1 protein-coding gene and 1 pseudogene are annotated in these 1,777 nt (G+C 39.2%); both read right to left on the bottom strand.

Features of this window, described 5'->3' with window-relative positions; translation table 11 throughout:
• A pseudogene (locus tag WBJ10_RS04670) lies at window positions 1-250 on the bottom strand (GNAT family N-acetyltransferase); the annotation flags it as partial.
• A 123-nt stretch (window positions 251-373) separates the two neighbouring features.
• Window positions 374-1,777: type IV secretory system conjugative DNA transfer family protein (locus WBJ10_RS04665; protein WP_424288366.1), on the bottom strand; the 1,404-nt coding region annotated here is incomplete at its 5' end.

Genomic DNA, 1,777 nt, shown 5'->3' with positions numbered 1-1,777 from the left:
CAAGAATTGACTTGAAGGTGGTTTTCTTACGGTCGGGGTACAATACTAAAGCACAGGCTTTATTATCTTCAGATAAGTAAACGTCCCCGTAATTGTAACAAATTTCAAAAGAATAGTCCATTAAGGCGGCAATTCTCTTTTCTCTTAACTCATCCTGTTGAGCGATATAATTAACGCTTTGATTTTTGTCGAAAGACTTAGAAAGTATGTTTTTAACTAATACCTTGTCACCATATGCTGCTTTTTTCATAGGAACCTCAGTTGATGCAAAAACAAAAACTGCAAAAATTATACCATCAACGAATATTAGTTAGCTGAGATTTAGCTGTCTTCACGCTTTCAACAGATTCATACCATGCTCCAGTTTTCGGGGTTAAAGCTGAAGATTTTTCATTTTGCCAGAACTGCCAGAGCTGCCGGAGGGCTGGGTAGTGGGCGAATTATGATTGTTTGAACCAAGTTCAGACGCGATTAATTCTTGAATGTCTTGCTTGATCTGGTAGTAGTTTACTTCAATCAAATCCGAATCGATGGTTCGGATTTTGGGAATGGACTTAAATCGTTGCTCTTCATCTTTTATTGCTTTATGATTATTCATAATTTCGTTATGGAAAATCTTTAGATCGATTTGAGTTTGAGGGTCATCAGCTACCATCCCAACAAATTCACCGGAGGATAGGGTAGAAATTTTTGCTGCTGGAATTGCAAAATCGAGTTGAGTCGACCTGCTTACAGACGTTTCTGAACTGTTTATTGATATGCTCTGCCTGGACTGCTGAATTTTGCCAAAACGCTCAGATAATTGCTTTGCGGTATCGCCGGTAACCTGACCTGAAATGACGTTCCCTATAATATTAAGAATTACCTCAGCTTGTTCACGTCCATAATCTTTCTTAAGTTGACTATAATCTTGCACCGCCAGTGTCGTTGCTACTTTATTTGATCTGGCTGTTGCTATTAGGGTATCGATATGATTAAAATATATAGTCGGAAACTCATCGAATACCAGGCTGCATTTCTGTTTGTCCTTTTGATTAACCAGTTTTATCATTCTTGAAATGTATAGACTCAACACTGCGCCATAAACCTGCTGTTTTTGTGGATTATTACCCACACAGATTATTTTGGGATCTTTCGGGTTATTCAGATCAAGGGTGAAGTCATTGCCAGATAACACGTAATACAATGAAGGCGAAGATAATCTAGCCATACTGATCTTAGCGCTAGCAACCTGACCTTCTAACTGATCGTAGGCTTCATTCTTCCATGCTGAGATGAATGGGTTGATCAAAACCTCTATTTCCGGTTCGCGATTAAGAACTTCGAACAGATATTTGTATTCAATTTGCATGAGCTCAATTACATGAGGTAGGGTGCAAAAAACTCCATTTCGGTATTTTTTCAGATACCAGATGATTCCGGTCACAAAATTAATTGGTGATTCTACAAAGAAATCTCCCTGTTTCTTGATCCATTCCCGATTTAGTCCAAGCATAATAGTTCTGGCAGCTTCCGTAGCATCGGTTATATCGGTCATGCTTTCCGGGTCGAGGGGATTGCAACGGTGGGTTCGCGACAAATCTTCAAAGTTGATTACATAAAACTTCGCTGGATTGCTACTCTTCAAAAGGGTGTTATAAGCTATTCGGGTCAGGTCATCATATTTAAAATCGTAAATGAACATGTTGAATCCCTTGGTAATATGCTGCGTAATGATATGCCGAATAGCGAAATAGGATTTACCTGATCCGGGAGTTCCAAGTACCAATAGCCCTCG

The sequence above is a fragment of the Daejeonella sp. genome (assembly GCF_049655485.1).
In the GTDB taxonomy this organism is placed as follows: Bacteria; Bacteroidota; Bacteroidia; order Sphingobacteriales; family Sphingobacteriaceae; genus Daejeonella.
This window is presented reverse-complemented; position numbering and strand designations above follow the sequence as displayed.